Source organism: Caproiciproducens faecalis (assembly GCF_019448085.1).
Taxonomy (GTDB): domain Bacteria; phylum Bacillota; class Clostridia; order Oscillospirales; family Acutalibacteraceae; genus Caproiciproducens; species Caproiciproducens faecalis.
Genome location: NZ_JAGFNZ010000004.1, coordinates 188,324 through 206,633, shown reverse-complemented (window position 1 = coordinate 206,633; position 18,310 = coordinate 188,324). Strand labels below are relative to the sequence as shown.

At 46.7% G+C, this 18,310-nt stretch carries 18 protein-coding genes and 1 tRNA gene; 9 read left to right on the top strand and 10 right to left on the bottom strand.

The annotated features are described in order from the left end of the window. Nucleotides 1-19 precede the first annotated feature (19 nt). Nucleotides 20-217: a DUF951 domain-containing protein gene (locus J5W02_RS11420; RefSeq protein WP_219965816.1), complete on the bottom strand. Its 198-nt coding sequence runs from the start codon at nucleotides 215-217 to the stop codon at nucleotides 20-22. A gap of 134 nt (nucleotides 218-351) precedes the next feature. Between J5W02_RS11420 and J5W02_RS11415 the strand changes: the two genes are divergently transcribed. After that, nucleotides 352-1,359 carry a biotin--[acetyl-CoA-carboxylase] ligase gene (locus J5W02_RS11415; protein WP_219965815.1) on the top strand — a complete coding sequence of 336 codons (1,008 nt, stop codon included), beginning with the start codon at nucleotides 352-354 and terminating at the stop codon, nucleotides 1,357-1,359. Between the two features lie 39 nt (nucleotides 1,360-1,398). Here J5W02_RS11415 and J5W02_RS11410 read toward each other — a convergent pair whose 3' ends face one another. The 3 genes from J5W02_RS11410 to J5W02_RS11400 form a co-directional block, all read right to left on the bottom strand. Continuing rightward, a complete protein-coding gene (locus J5W02_RS11410) occupies nucleotides 1,399-3,084 on the bottom strand; it encodes a glutamine--tRNA ligase/YqeY domain fusion protein (protein ID WP_219965814.1) in 1,686 nt (561 codons plus the stop codon). A 15-nt stretch (nucleotides 3,085-3,099) separates the two neighbouring features. Next, nucleotides 3,100-4,569, bottom strand: a complete 1,470-nt coding sequence (gltX, locus tag J5W02_RS11405) for a glutamate--tRNA ligase (RefSeq protein WP_219965813.1) — start codon at nucleotides 4,567-4,569, stop codon at nucleotides 3,100-3,102. A 78-nt stretch (nucleotides 4,570-4,647) separates the two neighbouring features. After that, nucleotides 4,648-5,448, bottom strand: a complete 801-nt coding sequence (locus J5W02_RS11400) for a M15 family metallopeptidase (RefSeq protein WP_219965812.1) — start codon at nucleotides 5,446-5,448, stop codon at nucleotides 4,648-4,650. Nucleotides 5,449-5,579: 131 nt separating this feature from the next. Between J5W02_RS11400 and J5W02_RS11395 the strand changes: the two genes are divergently transcribed. The 6 genes from J5W02_RS11395 to J5W02_RS11370 all read left to right on the top strand — a co-directional run bounded on the left by J5W02_RS11395 (nucleotide 5,580) and on the right by J5W02_RS11370 (nucleotide 8,547). Further along, on the top strand, nucleotides 5,580-6,188 hold the full coding sequence (locus tag J5W02_RS11395; RefSeq protein WP_219965811.1) for a superoxide dismutase: 609 nt from the start codon (nucleotides 5,580-5,582) through the stop codon (nucleotides 6,186-6,188). A gap of 15 nt (nucleotides 6,189-6,203) precedes the next feature. Next, complete coding sequence (locus J5W02_RS11390) at nucleotides 6,204-6,425, top strand: hypothetical protein (RefSeq protein WP_219965810.1); 222 nt, start codon at nucleotides 6,204-6,206, stop codon at nucleotides 6,423-6,425. 40 nt (nucleotides 6,426-6,465) lie between these two features. Further along, the gene (locus tag J5W02_RS11385) at nucleotides 6,466-6,648 is read left to right on the top strand and encodes a hypothetical protein (protein ID WP_219965809.1); all 183 of its coding nucleotides are present in this window, start codon (nucleotides 6,466-6,468) and stop codon (nucleotides 6,646-6,648) included. Between the two features lie 173 nt (nucleotides 6,649-6,821). Continuing rightward, nucleotides 6,822-6,897: transfer RNA gene (locus J5W02_RS11380), tRNA-Pro, on the top strand. A gap of 187 nt (nucleotides 6,898-7,084) precedes the next feature. Then, the gene (locus J5W02_RS11375; protein WP_219965808.1) at nucleotides 7,085-7,984 is read left to right on the top strand and encodes a hypothetical protein; all 900 of its coding nucleotides are present in this window, start codon (nucleotides 7,085-7,087) and stop codon (nucleotides 7,982-7,984) included. A 374-nt stretch (nucleotides 7,985-8,358) separates the two neighbouring features. Then, nucleotides 8,359-8,547 (top strand): H-type small acid-soluble spore protein, encoded by a 189-nt coding sequence (locus tag J5W02_RS11370; RefSeq protein ID WP_219965807.1) that lies wholly within the window; start codon nucleotides 8,359-8,361, stop codon nucleotides 8,545-8,547. Between the two features lie 439 nt (nucleotides 8,548-8,986). Here J5W02_RS11370 and J5W02_RS11365 read toward each other — a convergent pair whose 3' ends face one another. The 5 genes from J5W02_RS11365 to J5W02_RS11345 form a co-directional block, all read right to left on the bottom strand. Next, complete coding sequence (locus J5W02_RS11365; RefSeq protein WP_219965806.1) at nucleotides 8,987-9,619, bottom strand: undecaprenyl diphosphate synthase family protein; 633 nt, start codon at nucleotides 9,617-9,619, stop codon at nucleotides 8,987-8,989. Between the two features lie 251 nt (nucleotides 9,620-9,870). Next, the gene (locus J5W02_RS11360) at nucleotides 9,871-11,091 is read right to left on the bottom strand and encodes an aspartate kinase (protein WP_219965805.1); all 1,221 of its coding nucleotides are present in this window, start codon (nucleotides 11,089-11,091) and stop codon (nucleotides 9,871-9,873) included. Nucleotides 11,092-11,123: 32 nt separating this feature from the next. After that, nucleotides 11,124-12,020, bottom strand: coding sequence for a homoserine kinase (gene thrB / locus J5W02_RS11355; protein WP_219965804.1), 897 nt, complete (start codon nucleotides 12,018-12,020; stop codon nucleotides 11,124-11,126). Between the two features lie 26 nt (nucleotides 12,021-12,046). Further along, the gene (locus J5W02_RS11350) at nucleotides 12,047-13,291 is read right to left on the bottom strand and encodes a homoserine dehydrogenase (protein WP_219965803.1); all 1,245 of its coding nucleotides are present in this window, start codon (nucleotides 13,289-13,291) and stop codon (nucleotides 12,047-12,049) included. 151 nt (nucleotides 13,292-13,442) lie between these two features. Further along, nucleotides 13,443-15,791: a transglycosylase domain-containing protein gene (locus J5W02_RS11345; protein ID WP_219965802.1), complete on the bottom strand. Its 2,349-nt coding sequence runs from the start codon at nucleotides 15,789-15,791 to the stop codon at nucleotides 13,443-13,445. Between the two features lie 266 nt (nucleotides 15,792-16,057). Between J5W02_RS11345 and J5W02_RS11340 the strand changes: the two genes are divergently transcribed. Next, nucleotides 16,058-16,270: a BofC C-terminal domain-containing protein gene (locus tag J5W02_RS11340; protein ID WP_219965801.1), complete on the top strand. Its 213-nt coding sequence runs from the start codon at nucleotides 16,058-16,060 to the stop codon at nucleotides 16,268-16,270. Between the two features lie 77 nt (nucleotides 16,271-16,347). After that, a complete protein-coding gene (udk, locus tag J5W02_RS11335) occupies nucleotides 16,348-16,965 on the top strand; it encodes a uridine kinase (RefSeq protein WP_219965800.1) in 618 nt (205 codons plus the stop codon). 76 nt (nucleotides 16,966-17,041) lie between these two features. Here udk and J5W02_RS11330 read toward each other — a convergent pair whose 3' ends face one another. Next, complete coding sequence (locus J5W02_RS11330; RefSeq protein WP_219965799.1) at nucleotides 17,042-18,301, bottom strand: polysaccharide biosynthesis tyrosine autokinase; 1,260 nt, start codon at nucleotides 18,299-18,301, stop codon at nucleotides 17,042-17,044. Between the last annotated feature and the right edge of the window lie 9 nt (nucleotides 18,302-18,310).

The following is an 18,310-nucleotide window of genomic DNA, read 5'->3' as shown; positions in this document are numbered from 1 at the left end:
TAAAACAGAAATAAAGGAGCTACAATTCGTGCTGCGGTTCTTCCCTGATGATCTTTTTAATGTTTTTTTCGCACTTTAATCTTGGAACCATGATCTCATGCCCGCAGGAGGTGCAGCGAATTTTAAAATCCATGCCGGAACGAAGGACAAGAAAGGTTTTACTTCCGCATGGATGTGCTTTTTTCATCTGCAAAACATCACCCGGTCTGACATCCATGTTAAGCACCCCGCTTTCCGCTTATACTTTCTTTTGAACATATATGATATAGTATATCACTTATGCCGCCCAAGCTACAATATATTTTTCATATTTGCTTGCCTGCACACTTTAAAAAAGGTTATAATTTGCTTATGACTAAAGATAAAGGCCGTGATTGCATGTCTACGAAGGACGAAGTATTAAAATACCTGCAGAACCATCAGCAATATGTTTCCGGTGAAGAGCTCAGTGAACAGCTGCTGGTCTCCCGCACCGCAATCTGGAAAAATATCAATACCCTGCGCAGCAGCGGCTACGAAATTGAATCCGTCACAAACCGCGGTTACCGGCTGGTTTTCTCTCCTAATACCATTTCGCCGGAAATCATTCTTTCCGGTTTAAAAACAAAAGCTATGGGGAAAAATGTTTTTTGCTTTGACAGTATTGATTCTACCAACGCACAGGCAAAGCGTCAGGCACTTGCGGGTGCCTCGAACGGAAGTCTGTTTATAGCGGAGCAGCAGACCGGCGGCAAGGGCCGTCTTGGGCGCGTCTGGGCTTCCCCCTCGGGCACAGGGCTTTGGTTTTCGGTGCTGTTGCGTCCGGACAGTCTGCCTGTACAGGTAACGAACATTACACTTTTGGCCGGACTTGCCGTCTGCCTGTCAATCCGGAAACTGACAAAAGCCCCGGCCATGATTAAATGGCCGAACGACATTGTGATCGGCGGTAAAAAGGTCTGCGGCATTCTGACGGAAATGGCTGCGGAAATTGACCGGATTGAATATGTCGTCGTTGGCATTGGTATTAATGTGAACACAGAAAATTTCCCGGAAGAGTTGTCTGTAAAGGCAACTTCCTTGCGTGTGGAATGCGGCAAACCGGTTGCCCGAGTAGAATTGCTGCAGGAAATTCTAAGTGAATTTGAAAGGATTCTGAGTGACTACACAGATCGTCCGGAAGCAATTTTTGCGGAATACAAAACGCTCTGTGTTTCCCTGAACCGAACTGTCGGATTTGTCCGAAATAAGGAGCCCCTCACCGCGACGGCGGTGGATATCTCCCCAGCCGGAGAACTGGTTGTCCGGTGCGGGAACGGAAGCCTGATTTCCATTAACTCCGGAGAGGTCACCGTGCAGGGAATCTACGGACAGACATAAAAAGCTCGCTGCTTTAATAGCAGCGGGCTTTTCCTTTTCTTATTTCTTTTTAAAGCTGTCTTTCAGAGACACGCAGCGGTTAAACACCGGATGCTCCGGCGTACTGTCGCGGTTATCCTGACAGAAATAGCCCTGACGCATGAACTGATAGGAATGGGTTCCTTCCGTGCGGGCAAGGGAAGGCTCCACCTTGCAGCTGGTCAGCACTTTTAGAGAATCCGGGTTCAGCTGAGTAAGAAAATCCCCGGCTTCCGGGTCCGGAACGGTAAACAGGCTGTCGTAAAGACGGATTTCCGCGTCGGCGGCGGTTTTTGCGTCAACCCAGTGGATAGTGCCCTTGATCTTTCTGCCGTCCGGCGTATTTCCGCCGCGGGTCAGCGGGTCATACTCCGCGTAAACCTCGGTGACATTCCCGTTTTCATCTTTTTTGCAGCCTGTGCAGCGAACAATATAGGTGGTTTTCAAACGCACTTCATTGCCCGGGAAAAGACGGAAGTAACCTTTTACCGGCTCTTCCATAAAATCTTCTTTTTCTATCCACAGCTCACGGGAAAAAGAAACCGTCCTTGTGCCGTCCTCCGGACGCTCCGGATTGTTTTCCACTTCAAACTCTTCGGTTTTATCCTCAGGATAATTTGTCACGATCAGCTTGACCGGATTCAGCACCGCCATCGTGCGCTGCGCGTTCTGATTCAGATCTTCCCGCAGACAGTGTTCCAAAAATCCGTACTCCACCGTACTGTTGACTTTGGAAACACCGATGCGCTCACAGAAATTCCGAATGGAAGCCGGTGTATAGCCCCTGCGGCGAAGCCCGCAGAGCGTAGGCATACGCGGGTCGTCCCAGCCGCTGACATAATTATTTTCCACCAACAGACGAAGCTTGCGCTTGCTCATCACCGTGTTGTTGATTCCCAATCGGGCAAACTCGATTTGCCTTGGCTTGTCCGGAAGATCAATGTGGTTAATCACCCAGTCATAAAGCGGCCTGTGATCCTCAAATTCCAGAGAACACAGCGAGTGGGTAATCCCTTCCAGCGCGTCCTCAATGGGGTGCGCGAAATCATACATAGGATAGATACACCAGGTATCCCCGGTACGGTGATGATTCATATGATTAATCCGGTAAATTACAGGGTCGCGCATGTTGAAATTTCCGGAAGCCAGATCAATTTTTGCGCGGAGCGTCATTTTTCCGTCTTCAAATTCCCCATTTTTCATCCGTTCGAACAGGCTGAGACTTTCTTCCATCGGTCTGTCACGGTACGGGCTGACTGCCGGTTTTGTGAGGTCTCCCCGGTTCTCTCTCATCTGATCGGGAGTCAGCTCACAGACATAGGCAAGATTTTCCCGGATCAGTTTGACGGCGAACTCATACATCTTCGGAAAATAGTCAGAGGCATAATAGAAACGGTCGTCCCAGGTAAAGCCCAGCCAGCGAATATCCTCCTGAATGGCGTCGACATACTCTGTGTCTTCCTTGGTCGGGTTGGTGTCGTCCATGCGCAGGTTGCAGATACCGCCGAATTTTTCCGCGGTACCGAAGTCGATGCAGATCGCTTTGGCGTGACCGATGTGCAGGTAGCCGTTCGGTTCGGGCGGAAAACGGGTGTGCACCTTTTTGCCTTCAAACCTGCCCTGCGGGGCAATGTCTTCCTCGATAAAAGTATGAATAAAATTTCCGGAAGCTTCCGCTTCTCCGGCAACGGTTATTTCGTCACTCATTGTTTTTTCCGCTCCTTATGCCTGTAATTTTTCAAGACCGATCTGAAGCCTGCGAATGGATTCCCCCTTGCCCAAAATCGCAAGGATTTCCATAGCGCCGCCGGGCGTGACCGTCATTCCCGCAGCCGCAATGCGTACCGGCCACAGGAGGGTACCGTTTTTCACTTCCAGTTTTTGTGCAAGCGCAATCAGCAGATCATGAAGTCCCTCTGCCGACCAGTCGTCCGTTTTCTGCAGTTCGGCAATGGATTCTTTCAGCATTTGGGCCGAATTTTCAAGGTTGGTCTTGCTCTTCTTATTCACAAAGAAATCAGCCGGGTAATCCGGCAATTCCTTCAAAAATCCGATCATTTCAGGAATTTGTGTAAACTTGGTCACGCGTGGCTGCAAAATAGAAGCAAGTACCTGCCAGTTGATCTGCGCATCCCCAAAAACCTCTCTGAAATACGGCATGGCGTTTTCAATAAACTCCTGCTCCGACATAGAGCGGATATATTCCCCGTTAAACCAGGTCAGTTTATCATAATCAAAGACGGCAGGCGATTTGCTGATGCCGTCGATGGAAAAATTCTGCACAAGTTCCGGAAGCGTGAACAGCTCGCGGTTTTCTTTCGGGCACCAGCCCAGCAGAGCAATATAATTGACAATGGTCTGCGGCAGATAACCCTCCCTCATCAGATCCTCAAAGCCGGTGGAGCCATGGCGTTTGGAAAGCTTTGATACGCTGCCGTCCTCATTTTTACCCATAATCAGCGGAAGGTGCACATAAGTGGGCACGTCCCACCCGAAAGCCTGATACAGCAGATTATACTTCGGGGTGGAGGTCAGGTATTCGCAGCCTCTGACAACATGGGTAATGTTCATCAGATGGTCGTCAATCACGTTTGCAAAATTATAAGTCGGATAACCGTCGGATTTGATTAAAATCTGATCCTCCAATTCCTTGTTTTCAATCGTAATGGAGCCGTAAACCACATCGTCAAAAGTAGTGGAGCCCTCAATCGGCATCCTCTGGCGGATAACATATGAAGTACCTGCCTGAAGCAGGCGGTCGATTTCCTCCTTGGGCAAATCACGGCAATGGCGGTCGTATCCGCCGGAGAAGCTTCCGTCCTCTTTGCTCTCATGCAGTGCATCCAGCCGTTCTTTGGTGCAGAAGCAATAATAAGCCTTGCCTTCTCTGACGAGCTGTTCGGCATACGGCTTATAAATATTCTTGCGTTCGCTTTGCACATACGGGCCGTATTCGCCGCCGACATCTGGTCCTTCGTCATGCTTCAGGCCGACCTTCTCCAGCGTATTGTAGATCACGTCTACCGCGCCCTCTACAAGCCTTTCCTGATCTGTATCCTCAATACGCAGTACAAATGTGCCGCCGAGCGATTTTGCAATTAAATATTCATACAAGGCTGTACGGAGATTGCCGACATGCATGAAGCCGGTCGGGCTCGGCGCAAACCTTGTCCTTACTGTATTTTGCTGCATTGATTGATAGACCCCTCTCGTTTTTATGAAATCAGAAACATGTCTATTGGTTCATTATACCAAACTCGAGGGTAATATTCAATGAGAAGCAGTTTGATTTTTATTGAAATAGTCCACATATTCCTCAAGGCACATATTCATTTCTTTCATTTTCTTTGCATTTTCAACACCGACATAACGGAAATGCCATGCCTCGTATTTAATGTGAGTAATCTCCTGCTTGTCCTCAGGGTAGCGAAGGATAAATCCATAGTCCTGCGCATGCTCCTCAAGCCAGTGGAATTCTTTGGTGTCGCCGAAATTTTCCAGTACGCCGTTCACGTCGATTGCAAGGCCCGTGATGTGTTCGCTGGACCCCGGAGGCGCAACCGACTTAGAAGCTTTGCTGACCGCCTCCTCATAGCTGATACCGGATTTATAAAAAGCTTCAATTTCTTCCGAATAAAGCTGCTGCTGCTTCTCGTCACTGCGGTAACCAGATGAAGGCCAAAGCTTAATATCGTCTTTCAACGCAGCATCACGCATCTGACGGAAAGGCTCAACGATCCTCGCGTCCATATTTACATTGAATTCATTGACGATCTGGGGTTTAAAAGCATCGGGAAGGGGATGTTCATAGTTGACCAGAACAAGCCTCCAATCATCCGGCTGCCTGAACTGTTCGGCAGCAGACTGGTTTGACTGCGCAGGCACAAACTGTGCTGCTGAAAAAGCCGGAGCACTGCTGCCGGCGGTTGGCTTTACGTCTGTGTTTTTTGTGTCCACACGTTCAAAAGCCATAACAAAAACCATGGTAGTCGCCGCCATCAGGGCGAGCTCCACGAGTATAACCGCAAATGCGGATAATGTTTTCTTAAATTTGTCCTCTTCTTGATACATCCTTTTACCACCTATTAAAACGAATCATATCTATTATAATACAAACCTTAATGAAAATGCATCCTCCTTTTTCTGTCAACCCTATTAATTCTGCGTATTATATATTATTTGGAACAAAGAGATGATGTTTTATGAATGACCATTACCCGTTTCAGCTGCTGCCTCTTCCCTATGCATACGATGCACTGGAACCCTATATCGACGCGGAAACTGTAGAAATTCATCATGACAGGCACCTAAAAGCATATGTGGACCACTTAAACGAGGCACTGGCGCCGTACCCGCAGCTTCACGGCATGACCCTTGAAGAGTTGCTGATTAACTCAAACCGGCTCCCTAAATGTATTCAGACCGCGGTCATCAACAATGGCGGCGGCGTATACAATCATAACTTCTATTTTAATATCATGGGGCCGTATAATCATGAACCCAGTGTTAAAATGATGCGTGCACTGGAAAAAGCCTTTGGGAGCTTCGGCAATTTCAAGAAAGCGTTAAAGGAATCCGCGGTGAACCGCTTTGGTTCCGGATACGCGTGGCTGGCTGCCGATCCGTGCGGCAAGCTGACCATTTTATCCACTGCAAATCAGGATACTCTTTTAAAAACCTGCCTGAAACCCATCCTTCTGGTTGATGTCTGGGAACATGCGTATTACCTGAAATACAAAAATCTGAGGGGTGATTATGCCGAAAACTGGTTCAATGTACTTGACTGGTCCAGAATAGAAAATCATTATTAAAAAGGCTGAGTCTTGATGAATAACTGTTACGGTGAAAAACTTATTGCGCTTGCCGCCGCGATTTCCATTCAGATCGCTCAGTGTGTAACAAACGACGAGCTGATCGTGCTGGCCGCATTGTTTACGGCCATCGGCGATCAGCTGACACTGCTGGCTACCGCTAATTCTTCAAGCTGTTCAGACAATCCTTTGCAAAATCCGGCAGCGTCAACTAAACAGAAAAGCAGCGGCGCATGAATCCACTTTTAATGAAGAAAATAACATTTGGGGTGAATTTATGAAAGATAAGTCCGATCATCTTCCGCTGGAATTCAGCATGCTTTTCTCAAACGACCTTAAAGTTCAGGAATATCTGAATTCAAAGCCTGTTTCCCAGCGTTACCAGGCGGAAAAATATCAGTACGAAAATTTTGCAAAACACGAGTCGCCGCACAATGTACCGGAAGAAGAGGAAGAATAGCGGAACCGGCTTCAGAGTTTTCTGATGCCGGTTTCTTTATTAATTCGCGGCTGCTTTTTTCCGCAAACACGAAGCAAAAGTAGGCTGTGAGATTTTTTGCCGGTTTATCGGTTAAAATATAACTTTTTACTTGCAAGACCTTGGATGTTGTGATATACTAATTATCGTTGTTTCCGGGTGTGGCGCAGTTGGTAGCGCGCTTGACTGGGGGTCAAGAGGCCGTGAGTTCAAGTCTCGCCACTCGGACCATTTTAAAGGCCGTCGATTTTTATCGACGGCCTTTTGCTATGTTTGTAGCTAGACGGGTTAATAGGCGCAAAGTTACTTTGACTTTTATATTTATACTTAAAGAAAATAAAACTGAATGACAATTATTATGTTTTGTGTTATAATATTGCTAAAATGAAAGATAATTTAGGGATGGGGGAATGTAATCATGTCGCCCTGGTCTGAAATCGCAACGGTTGCCAATTTGATAGCTTCCTTATCAATTTTTTCAGGTATACTTGTTTACAAAATCGAAAAATCTGATACAGATGTATTTACAGTGCAACGTGCAATAATTGCTTTTCGTTCTGCTGTGGAATCTCTCAATTTAAATTTTAGAACCGAGCTATTTAGTGAAATGGCATCCTATACAGTATATGCTGAATCAATGAAACCGATTATTCCACAGGTTTTTAAGGTTTTCAAAGAAAAGATTGCAGAATACCAAGCAATAGAGCCGAAAAAACAAGAGGAGTTCATCAAAGCAGCATCGGAAGAGCTTATCAAACTAATAGACGGAATTCCAACAGGATTGTCCACACCACTAGTAATTAGAACCGAAGACAAGATAGAATTCTTATTAAGGGATTCCATGCCATTCACTCCTCAGTATGCGGGGTTAGAACGAATTTCAAGCACAGTATACCACTTCTTTTTACAACTGCTGAACAAGTACCGTACGATATGCCTTGATTTGGATAATTGGAAAACAGTATTTCGTTCTATGATAGAAAATGAAATTGAAGTTCAAGACGAAGAACTATTTAAAAATGCTGTTTGCAACTATCTAGTTGCGCTACAAAATACCATAGGATTTCAACACGACCAAGATGATATTGACAATATAATTAAAATTACCAATCTTACATGTAATGCCTATCTTTCCAAAAGTACTAGAGAGCTGAAAAAGTTAAGGAAAAGTAAAATCGCACTTCAACCGTTTGATACTTTTGATACATATGTAGATCAATTTTCTGAAGCTCAGAAAGCTCTTAGAAGTGTATTTTCTCGTGATGAAGAAAATGAATATTCAAACATCGTAAAAGAATTTGAAATTCATAACAAATGATTTTTAACGAAATACTGCTTGCCTACTGCCTGCAAGTCATTGGTATTATCTGGATTTCTCCAAGTCCTATAATCTCACTCCGACCATTTTAAAGCCCGCATAAATGCTGAAAAATTCAGTGTTCATGCGGGTTCTCTTTATTTTATTCAGGCCGTAAAAGCCTAAAAAATACTGTTTTGGACACTTTTATATGGACTAGATTATGATTAAAAGTATATCTGCAAAACAAAAAAGCCGCACCAGAAAATTAATCCGATGCCACTAAGTATTTTATATATTTATTTTGTGCTGTTGTCTATTCCTCCGTAAAACACCATGAATGAATGCTTAATAAAATGACATACTACCGATATTCAAATATGGGGGGTGTGTTTATGGATAAGCAACGTGCAAAAGAAATTATTTCTTCACCCGTTATGGCGGATGTGACCTATAACGGTACCAAAATTTATATGGAAAACTTAAATGAATCAAGTCAATCCTGCATCGTTCATTTCCTTAATGAGCCAGTTACCAAGCTTAACGTGCCTTTATCGAGTCTAGAAGAGAATAGAGCACAGTAAAAAGTATTCTTTGATGATAAAGGAGCGCCCACCAGCATTAAAATAAATCGCCAGGCAGCGCCGTATCCTGCTTGACCTACACCGCCTGAGCTGCGCTGGTCTGTCCAGCTTCGGCGGGCGCACAGGATCTGCATAGCGCAAACTCACATGAACACCGGGTCATTCGTTGACTGGGGTCAAAAGTTGGTGAGTTCAAGTCTCGCTACGACCAAAAGGGCCGTCGACTTTTGTCGATAGCCTTTTTGGTTTACCTGTATTCCTATAAACTAATAATAAGCTATATAAGGAATAGTTGCAAATAAGTCATCTGCTTATGTTGTTCCATAGAAAAGGAGCATACCGTTTTCTGGTACAAGGACTTTCAGCATTGTATTCCCCCAAATATGCAAGCCATCAGGTGTAATCAAAGCTGCTCGATCTGTATCCATCTGGGAAATGCTCAGCCGCCTAAAGTTACATCACAGTCTTGGTACCACCTTAAAGCGTCCAGAAAATGCGACGTTTTAAAGTCAGGCCAATAATCATCAATGATATACAAATCGGCATAAACCGACTGAGCCGGCAGAAAACCGCTTAAACGGTGTCGCCCTCCCCATCTGATAATGAGATCGATCCTTGAAATTTCGTGGGATGCCAGACACTTGTTTTCCATCAGGCTTTTCAAATCCCATTCCCAATCATAATTTACGAGAAAATTAATATTGATAAGTCCCCGCCCAAAATGAACTCTGTGATTGGCATACTGTTTCAGCGCTTCCGGAAATGCCGGGTAGTTTGTATTGCCGATAACCAGAAGATTTGCATCTCTCCCGCTCAAAAGCTCGACCGCATCCACACAGGCGTTTGTGAAAGCTTCCCGCTGGTCTTTGGCCCTTTTGTTATTATCTTTTGTGAATCCATAAAAGGTGGCTTCCTTTATACCATATTGGAGAAGTATTTCATACAGTTGAAAGCCCGGGGTGATACCATGCTGGTACCCGTCCTTTTTTTGATATCCTTTTTCTTGCGCCCATCTCCTGTTTCCGTCCGGTATAATTCCGATGTGGGAAGGTATCCTGCTGAATGATTCCATTTATATCTACCTTCTTTTTATTCTGCTGCTGCGCTCGCTTACCTTTACTCTATGATGCGACATTTTGCAATTACGGGCAACGATAGTACTATTATGCCCGTTCCCGGTAAATATTTGCAATTAAAATTTAACGAGTAATGCGAAAGCTATTTGCTTATACAGAGTTGCCGATAAATGCGCAAAAGACCGCTGTCCATTTCAAAAGGACAGCGGTCTTATTTTTTAACTCATCTTTAAAAGTGGAGGGTAACTTACGCTTCCAGCGCTTCGCTGAAAAATTTATTGTGAACCGCGGTGACGGCCTTATCTGCGTCAGAACGGTCAAGCAGAACCGAAATTTTGATTTCGCTGGTAGCGATCATCTGAATGTTGATGTTGGCTTCAAACAGAGCCTCAAACATCTGGGCAGCCGTACCGGGATGTGTTTCCATACCGGCACCTACGATGGAGACCTTGGCTACATTCTCGTCGTACACCACGCTTGTCGCACCGATCAGCTCAACATACGGGTTCAGAATATCGATGGTTTCCTTCAGGTTTGCCTGGCTGACGGTAAAGCTGATATCCTTTGTGCCGTTTCTGCCGACAGACTGAAGAATGATGTCTACATTAATATTTTTTGCGGAAAGCTTTGAGAAAATTTTAAACGCAAGGCCCGGCCTGTCGGGTACTCCGATAATTGAAATGCGAGCCACGTCGTCATCCTTTGCAATACCGCTGATAAGCATTTTTTCCACTTTCGTTGCCTCCTTAACAATTGTGCCTGGTTTTCTGGTCATACTGGAAATAACCTCAAGCTGAATCCCATATTTCTTTGCCATTTCAACAGAACGGTTGTTGAGCACCTGCGCACCCAGAGTCGCAAGTTCAAGCATTTCATCATAGGAGATATAGTCAAGCTTCTTCGCGTTTTTCACTTTACGCGGATCGGCGGTATAAACACCTTCCACATCCGTAAAGATTTGACACAGATCCGCATTCATTACCGCAGCGATGGCAACCGCGCTGGTGTCTGAACCGCCTCTTCCGAGCGTTGTCATGTCGTTGTAGCGATTGATTCCCTGAAACCCGGTTACAATCACGATATTTCTTTTGTCGAGCTCCTTTTTGATGCGGTCGGGCACCACCCTTTTGATTCGGGCGCTGCCATAGGCTGAACTGGTGTAAAAACCAGCCTGCCAACCCAAAAGGGACACAACCGGAAAGCCCAGCTTTTCAATTGCCATAGCGAGAAGGGACGCGGATATCTGCTCTCCCGAAGTAAGAAGCATATCCATTTCCCGTTTGGAGGCATACTGATTGATTTCTTTTGCCTTCGCAATTAAATCGTCCGTCGTGTCGCCCTGTGCGGAAACGACGACGACAATATCATTGCCCTGTGAATAGGTTTTTGTAACGATATCCGCGACATTATAAACGCGTTCGGCATTGGCTACGGAACTGCCGCCGAACTTCTGGACTATAAGACTCATTCGGTTCCATCCCCCATATTAAAGTAAAAGTATTATTCAATCGAAATCTGCGCACCATTGGAATCCGTATTCAGAATTTTAATTTCCCAGCCCGTAATCCCTTTTTCCTCCAGATGGTTTGCGGCATATTTAGCAAAAACATCCGTACTGGAAGCGTCAATCATGGAAATAATCGTCGGGCCGGCACCACTGACATAAGTCCCGAGCGAACCGAGCTCATAGCTCAGGCGGAACACATCGTCCAAATGGTCAATCAGACTGGCTCTGTACGGCTGGTGGATCTTATCCTGTACCGCCACACGCAGATTTTCCAGCTTGCCGGAAAAGAGCGAAGCCGCCATCAGCGCGGACCTTGAAAGATTATATACAGCGTCACTCCTGGAATATTCCTTTGGAAGCACGGAGCGCGCTTTTTCCGTTTTCAGTTCAAAAGGCGGAATAAATAAAGCGAAACGGATTTTTTCGGAAACGGGAACGCTTACGCTGTATACCCTGCCCGCTTCCATAGCGGAGGCGGCAAGACCGCCCTCAATGGCGGGCGTGGTATTGTCGGGATGCCCTTCAATTTCAGCCGCCAGGTTAATCAGTTCCTGTACGGAAAGAGGCCCGCCCAAAAGACGGTTCGCGCCTGATATTCCGGCAACAATGCACGCTGAGCTGCTGCCCAGACCTCGCGCCATCGGGATATTGTTCAGCTGAATAATTTTCAGCCCCGGCAATTTACGGCCGCAGCGTTCATACACCTGCTTTGCGGCCCAGAAAATCAGGTTGCTTTCGTCTGTCGGCACCTGAATATCGTCTTTACTGGAAATATCAATGGTATCGGATTCTTCCATCCAAACCTGATTGTACAGGTCCAGCGCAATTCCCAACGAGTCAAAACCGGAACCAAGATTTGCGCTGGTAGCCGGCACTTGAATTCTTATCATATCATATCAACATCCTATAAATGAATTTACAGATCTCCTATGCGAATCATATTCTTTACGTTTACACCAAGCGGTTCCAATTCCGCAAGCTTTGCGACAATCTCTTTTTCCCGCATAACATCGGTCACGAAGGCTATTTCGCCATTGGCCGGCTTCTTGCGGGAAAGCCGGGTAACACCGCCGAAAATCTGATTGATATTCTTAAAAGCAAGGTCTTCGTCGTCCGATTCGGCGCGGACAAACATGGCAACCTCATTCAAAAGGTAGTCTTCCACATAATCCTTTGAGCCGTCTTCCCAATAGAGATATTTTCTAGCCTTAAAATGCTTTACGCAGTCAATGACATCGGCGACAACCGCGCTTGCGGTCGGGAGTTTTCCGGCGCCCTTGCCGTAAAATACGACATCGCCTGTAGAATCGCCGCGAACCATGATGCCATTGAACACGTCGTCAACATTGGCAAGCTGGCTCTCACGAGGAATAAACATTGGGCAGACAATGATCTGAAGCTTTCCGTTCTCCATCATTTTTACCTGTCCAATCAGTTTGACCACTCCGCCCCACACTGCGGCATACTCTACGTCCGCAAGAGTGATCTTCGTGATGCCTTCTGTATGCACTTGGTCTGGGTAGACATGCCTGCCGTAGGCCAGAGAGGAAAGGATGCAGATTTTCCGGCACGCGTCGTGGCCTTCCACGTCCGCTGCCGGGTTGCGCTCCGCATAACCCAGCTTTTGAGCCAGAGCCAGCGTATCGTCAAAAGTCATCTGCTCCCGGATCATTTTGGTCAGAATAAAATTAGTAGTACCGTTCAATATCCCCGCAATTTCCACCACATCATTGGCCGCAAGGCACTGGCTGATAGGACGAATAATCGGGATGCCGCCGCCTACGCTGGCTTCAAACAGGAAATTCAGATTGTTTTTCTGAGCGATTTTCAGGAGCTGGGCTCCCTTGGCTGCAACCAGTTCTTTGTTGGAAGTAACTACGCTTTTTCCCGCTTCGAGGCAGCGTTTTACATAGTCAAAGGCAGGGTTTAGACCGCCCATCACTTCCACCACAATTTTCACTTCGGGGTCGTTCAGAATTTTATCGAATGAATTTGTGAATTTGCTTTCAAACGGGCTGCCGGGAAATTCACGCAAATCCAGAATATACTTAATATCAATTTGCTCTTTGGCACGTTTGGCAATATTCTCCGCGTGGTTGGTCAAAACCTCCACCACACCGGAGCCAACTACACCGTATCCCATTACAGCTATTTCTACCATATGTAGCACCCCTTACTATTTCTACTAATCTCATAAAAAATGATAATAAACACTTTAACAGTTTACCACGTTTCAGTGTGACAATCAACTCGCAAATTAAACGAAATGCAGATGCCCGGGAATGGGCATCCGCATGAAAATGACAGACTGATTACCCCACCGCAGGCACAGAATGCGCCGAGGAACGCCCGGGCTGCGATTTGTCCGGGTGAGAGTTTGCGGCGGACGACGAACGGGATTCCGGTGTTGCCGATGAGGTCGGCGCTTGCGACGAAGTATCGGGATTTTCGTGCGACTCACCGCCGCTTAAAACGTCGCTCTGAACACTTTCCGTCCCCGACTCATTGGGCCGGGAAGCAAGAGAAGAAGCCGATCCGGCGTGAACACCGTCACAGACCGCGGGCATATGATTTTTGTCGTACCAGCCGATCTGGGTATCCTTATCGGTAGCCTCGTTTGCCAGAAGTCCGGTCACTGTACAGAATTTGGCCGAAACCACGTTGGAATCATAGGTAAATTTCAGCTTTTCCTTATTCTTTAAATAGGAAGCCATAATACCCTTCCACGTTGTTGCGGCATAAGTGGTATTTGTCAAATGTGCGGGAGTCAGATAGCCTGTCCAGATACCCGCAACCGCATATGGTGTTCCGCCGATAAACCAACTGTCTTTTTCATCGTTGGTGGTACCCGTTTTGCCGAATACCTCCCATCCGCTGATAGCGGCGCCGCGGCCGGTTCCGTGGGCACCGGTCACAACGTTGTTAAGCAAATGATGCATGACGGAAGAGGTAGTGGAACTGATCGCCTGTGTGGCAATCTGGTTGCGGTTGTCCAGAATCACGTTGCCGTCGTGATCGTCCACATGGTAAAAAGTATACGGCTTATAGTATTTCCCACCGTTCGCAAACATCTGGAACCCGGCTGTCATTTCGCGTACGGTGACACCTTCGCTCAAGCCGCCGATCGCCATAGGAGCGCGGTTATTATCCGCGGGCAAAAGGCTGGTAAAGCCCAATTTGTCCTTCAGAAAATTGAAGCTCAGATTCGGGGTGATGGCGTTTCCAACCTGCGCCGCACTGGCGTTGAGGGAACGTTCCAGCGCCCATGTCAACGGAATGGGGCCCCAGTACTTCCCGCTCGTATTGCCCGGCCCCCAGTTTTTCGGACCTGAACTGCCGTCACTGAACCAGTTGGGCAGCGGATTGTCGTTAATCAGAGATGAGTAGTTATACTTTCCGGAATCGATAGCCGGCCCGTAAACCGCCAGAGGCTTGATAGTGGAACCCGGCTGCCTTTTGGAGTCCGTAGCCAGACTGAACAGACGGTTGCTCTTTTTCTCTCCTCTGGAGCCGACCGTGGCAAGCACGCGCCCGGAGTAGTCCATCGCGAGGTAACCCGCCTGCATTTTTGTATTGCTTCCGAAAAGCTTGTCCGACCTAAACGTAGTTTCCGCAATGTTCTGCAGGTCGGTGTCCATGGCGGCGTAAATTTTCAGTCCGTCATGATAAATCATGTCAACAGCCTTGTCACTGGAACAGTTGTAGTGCTCCATCAGGCCGGTTTTAACGTCTTCAAACAGGGTGTCCACATACCAGTTCCAGATGGGGACGTCATCCACAACATTTTCCGCCTGCTTGCCTACGAAAGTCATATGTTCTGATTTGGTCATTGCCGTGTTGTACTCAGCGTCGGTAATCATTCCCTGCCCGTGCATCTCTTTGAGCACTATCTGCTGGCGCTCCTTGTTCTGTTCCGGGTGAACCAGCGGGGAGTATTTGGTCGGGTTCTGCGTAATTCCCGCGATCGCGGCGCATTCGGCAATATCACAGTCCTGTATATCCTTGCCAAAATAAAGGTTCGCCGCAGCCTGTACGCCGTTGCTGCCGCTGCCGAATGGGACGACATTGAGATATGCAGCCAGGATTTCTTCTTTGGTATATTTTTGTTCCAGATTCAGCGCACGGAAGATCTCCTTTACTTTTCTGGTAAGGCTTACATCCTTATCCCCCGTCACGTTTTTAATCAGCTGCTGGGTAATGGTGGAGCCGCCGTAGCTGCTCCCCTTCGAAAACAGTGTCGTTACCGCGCCGGCCGTTCTCTTCCAGTCAACGCCCTTATGTTCCCAGAAGCGCTTGTCCTCAATCGCAACAATCGCGTCCTTCATGGATTGCGGTATTTTGTCGTAATCCACCCACACCCTGTTTTCATTACTGTACAGGCTTTGGTACTGAACGGGTTTGGCACTGTCGTCGTTCGGGCCGTTTACATAAATGAAGCTTGTATAATTCAGCTGCAGCTTATGCAGGTCATAATCAATGGATTCGTTTCTCAGGCTGAGTATAAAAGAAATCAGCGAGATAGACACAATAATACCAGAAATGAATAATATGGTAAAAACAGTTAAAAGGCTTTTTCCGGCAATCCGGCCTATCGATCTTTTCTTGCTGTCCTTTTTCGTGTTTTTGGAGCCCACATATTTGTTGATATCGGTTTTTCTCATCGGGAACCACCTCCTTGACAAAAAATAAATTATCGCAATAAAAATGAATAATTTTCCAATATTTTCAAATAATACCTGTGAGGTGATACTATTTGAAAAGAAACTGGATTGTGCTGCTGTGTACAACTGTTATTATAATCGGAATGTTAGCCTGGGGGTTTTCTCAAAAGAAAATGAAGCAGATACCTGAAGTTACAAGCTCAGATATATTAGATAATTCTACCGCAAATGAGGCTTCAAGTCAAGAAAACAGCGAAATTCCGACCATGGCAAGCCGTAGCAGCAGTGTAAACACTTATACGGTAAAAGAATACGAAGGACATATCGGCGTCTTCTACAATAACGAGAGTACCCCTTATCAGGAGATCGATGTGGAAGTTGCGTCGCTTCCGCAGGCAGATCAAGTACTTCTTAAAGATGGGATTCGGGTGAACGACGTTGATCGTCTGAACAGTATTATAGAAGATTATGAAAGCTGAAACAGGGTGCTTTTTACTGGTTTTTGTGCTATAATTTGAAACTGTAAAATATCATCTTGTTCTCACAGGAGGCAGTTATGGATTGTTCACCTTTTGTAATCGGTGTGGCCGGCGGCACCGCTTCAGGAAAAACAACACTTTCAACAAAACTGAAACAGGCAATTGCCGACGACGCCATTATTCTTTCCCATGATTTCTATTACCGTGCGAATTCTGAAATCCCGTTCGAGCAGCGTATCAAACTGAATTATGACCATCCCAACGCATTTGATACGGATTTACTGGTCGAAGACGTAAAAAAACTGAAAAGCGGCCGGGCGATTGACCGCCCGGTTTATTCTTTTGTTACTTACACCAGAACCGGTGAAACCGTGCATGTAGAACCGACACGCGTCATTATTGTGGAAGGAATTCTGATTTTTGAAAATAAAGACCTCCTGGATTTAATGGATATCAAGGTGTTTGTGGACACGGACGCGGATATCCGGCTGCTGCGCCGTCTGACCCGGGATGTAAAAGAACGCGGGCGCAGTTTGGATTCTTTTATTGCCCAGTACATAAATACGGTCAAGCCTATGCATGAGCAGTTCGTGGAACCCAGCAAAAAGAATGCCGACATCATCATTCCTCAGGGCGGTGAAAATCCGGTCGCGCTGCATATGCTGATCGACCATATCAAAGCGCTGATCCGGTAAACGAAAAGTCCGAAATCCTGCGAATCATAAAAGCTCCGCGGAAAATTCCGCGGAGCTTTTATCTTGATCTTGATTGTCAGATATCGGTGGTGACAAAACCAATGGTATTGCCGCCGGAAGCGTTCAGGCGGTGGAAGGAATCCTTGAACTCATGATATGGAGTAGAGCCGTATTTGGCAACCATAATCACGGAACCGGCAAGCCTTGCGATATTGTCCGCCTCCGGATATTTTACTTCCGATGGAGTATGGACAATGACATAGTCAAACTTCTTAGAAAGCTCCTGTACCAGTCCGCTGAAAGTATCTGAAAACAGCAGATCAGCAGGATTCTCAGCGGAACCCGAACCGGATATCAGGTTTAGTCCCTTAACGGAAGTCTGCGCAACAGCCTGTTCCGCGGAGCAGGAACCGTTCAGCGCGTCCGTTAGAGAATGTTCCGACTTTGCATTCAGAAGTTTACTGATTTCGTTCTCACGGAAATCCGCGTCAATCAGAAGCGTGGTTTTCCCGGAACAGGCAAGCACGCCGGCCATTCCGGCCGCTACGGCCGCCGCACCGTTGTGTTCACAGACATCGGTCACAAGAAAGCTGTTTTTTCCGGATGCACAGTGAACCGCCGCGGCACGCAGCTTACGGAAGCTGTCTTCCTTTTTTTCATGGCTGCCCTTTTTCGGAACCGTCCCTAAAAGGGGAGTGTTCAGCGCCTCACTGACATAACGGCTGTTGCGAATGGTTTTGTCGGTCAGCACGACGACAATGCCATAACACACATACACAATAAAGCCCATAATCAAACCCAGCAGACCGGCCTTAACCATCGCGGATTTATTAGACTGCGGTTTCGCCGGAATTGCAGCATCGGCAATCACTGCTGTCAGCTTTGGGGACGGGAACGCGTCGGTCAGCTTTTCACCCAGAACTTCAGCCGCTGTGTTTGCAATACGGTCTGCCAGAGCGGCGTCCGGACTTTTTATGGTAATTTTCACAACCGGGGCCGTGTTGACCTGAACCGCACCGATCGAAGTAATCTTGCTTTTATCGATGCCAAGCTTATCTGCGGTCTGGGAAATCATATCCTTGCCAGTGGCAATGACGACAGCGGTCTGCACACGGCTGTTCAGGATGCTGGTATACTGCAGCCGATAGTCCGTTTGCGCGTCTTCGGGTACTTCACAGGAAATAATCAATGTGGTATCGCAGGTGTACTCATGCTGGACAAATTTCAGCGGCATCAGTCCAAACACAATTCCAAAAACAGCTACAACAATAATAAATTTCAGGATGCTCCTCTTAAAATATTCCAGTATTTCTGAAAAGCTTACGAAAAGTTCCATATTTAACCT